This is a genomic window from Leucobacter chromiiresistens, from assembly GCF_001477055.1.
Lineage (GTDB): Bacteria > Actinomycetota > Actinomycetes > Actinomycetales > Microbacteriaceae > Leucobacter > Leucobacter chromiiresistens_A.
Genome location: NZ_LDRK01000111.1, coordinates 1 through 2,039, shown reverse-complemented (window position 1 = coordinate 2,039; position 2,039 = coordinate 1). Strand labels below are relative to the sequence as shown.

The window sequence follows — 2,039 nt, the reverse complement described above, 5'->3', positions numbered from 1 at the left end:
GCGCGGAGCGGAGCGGGGCCGCGCTACGCGGCGATGCGGCGCAGCGCGACCGCCAGGTGCAGGGCGGCCTCCGCGGCCTCGCGGCCCTTCGACTCCGGAGCGCCCGGCCGGCCGGAGCGGTCGAGGGCCTGCTGCTCCGTGTCGGTGGTGAGCACGCCGAACCCGATCGGCTTGCCGGCGTCGAGCTGCACCCGCGTCAGCCCGTCGGTCACCGCCGAGCTGATGTACTCGAAGTGGGGCGTGCCGCCGCGGATCACGATGCCGAGGCACACCGCGGCGTCGAACCCGCCGCCGCCCGATTCGCGCGGTGCGAGCGCCGTCTGCGCCGCGAGCGGCAGCTCGAACCCGCCCGCCACGGTGAAGGTCTCGTGCTCGGCTCCGGCGGCCGAGATCGACTGCTGGGCGCCCGCGACGAGGTGCTCCATGATCTCGGCGTGCCAGCTGCCGGCGATGATGGCGACGCGCAATCCGCTGGCGTCGACGGTGAGATCCGGGGCTCCGGCTCCGCTCATGATGTGCTCCTTCGAGTGTGTGGCGTGGGATGTGTGACCGTGCGTGGGGTCGTGCGGGCCCGGTGCGGGGTCCGGATCGCGGGGCGCCTACCGGCTGCCGCGCACGTCGTCGGGCAGCTGATGCCCCATGCGGTCGCGCTTCGCGGCGAGGTAGGCGAGGTTCTCCTCGGTGACCCCGACGAGCAGGGGCACGCGCTCCGTCACGGTGATGCCGTGCGCCTCGAGCTGCTCCACCTTCTCGGGGTTGTTGGTGAGCAGCCGCACGCGGGTGATGCCGAGGTCGGCGAGGATCTCGGCGGCCGCCGTGTAGTCGCGCGCATCGGCGGGGAAGCCGAGCTGCAGGTTGGCGTCGAGCGTGTCGACGCCCTGCTCCTGCAGCTGGTAGGCGCGCAGCTTGTTGGCGAGGCCGATGCCGCGGCCCTCCTGCCCGCGCAGGTAGACGACGACGCCGCCGGCCTCGTGCACGCGATCGAGCGCCGCATCGAGCTGCGGCCCGCACTCGCACTTCAACGAGCCGAACGCCTCGCCGGTGATGCATTCGGAGTGGACGCGAACGAGCGCCTCGCCCGCGGGGAGCGATCCGTCGGGCAGCGGTGCGACGAGTGCGAGGTGGTCGACGCCGGCGCGCCGGTCGCGGTACGCCATGGCGCGGAACGCACCGTGCTCGGTCGGCAGCAGGGTGTCGGCGCGCAGGCTCACGCCGCGGCGCTGCTGCTGGCCGGAGGGCGCACCCTCGGGGTCGTGCGCGTCGAGGTACGCGATGAGCTGCTCGATGGTGATGACCGGCACGTTCTCGCGGGCGCCGAGCACGATGAGCTCGGGCAGGCGCATCATCTCGCCGTCGTCTGCGACGATCTCGGCGATGGCCGCCACGGGGCGCAGACCGGCGAGCCGCATGAGCTCGACGCCCGCCTCGGTGTGTCCGTCGCGGGCGCGCACGCCGCCGTCGACGGCGCGCAGCGGCAGCACGTGGCCCGGGCGGCGCACGTCGGTCGGCTGCGCATCGGGGTTCGCGAGCGCGCGCAGGGTCGTCGCCCGGTCGCTCGCACTGATGCCCGTCGTCACGCCGTGCGCGGCGTCGACCGTGACCGTGTAGGCGGTGGCGCGCACGTCCTCGTTGCGCGACACCATCATCGGCAGGTCGAGCTCGTCGGCGATCGCGTTCGTCATCGGAGCGCACAGCAGGCCCGACGACCAGCGCACCGTCCAGGCGATCCACTCGGGGCTCGCGAGCTCCGCCGAGATGATGATGTCGCCCTCGTTCTCGCGATCCTCGTTGTCGGCGACGATCACCGGCCGGCCGGCCCGGATCGCCTCGATCGCCTCCTCGATCGTCGCGATGCCGGGCGTGCGCGGGGCGGCGGGGGAGTCGGCGGCGGAATCGATGGTGCTCATGCGCGGTGTCCTTCGGTGTTCGGGTGTGCTGAAGCGTCGGCGTTCGAGTCGGCGTCGGCGTCGTCGGCGCCCGCGCCCGCAGCGACCGGGCCCGTGACGCCGAGGCGCAGCATGCGGGCGACGTGGCGGGCG

Annotated in this window: 2 protein-coding genes; both read right to left on the bottom strand. The window is 73.9% G+C overall.

What is annotated here, in order from left to right:
* Positions 1-23 precede the first annotated feature (23 nt).
* Positions 24-512: a 6,7-dimethyl-8-ribityllumazine synthase gene (gene ribH / locus NS354_RS11895; protein ID WP_010155400.1), complete on the bottom strand. Its 489-nt coding sequence runs from the start codon at positions 510-512 to the stop codon at positions 24-26.
* Between the two features lie 87 nt (positions 513-599).
* Positions 600-1,907: a bifunctional 3,4-dihydroxy-2-butanone-4-phosphate synthase/GTP cyclohydrolase II gene (locus NS354_RS11890; protein ID WP_058594681.1), complete on the bottom strand. Its 1,308-nt coding sequence runs from the start codon at positions 1,905-1,907 to the stop codon at positions 600-602.
* Between the last annotated feature and the right edge of the window lie 132 nt (positions 1,908-2,039).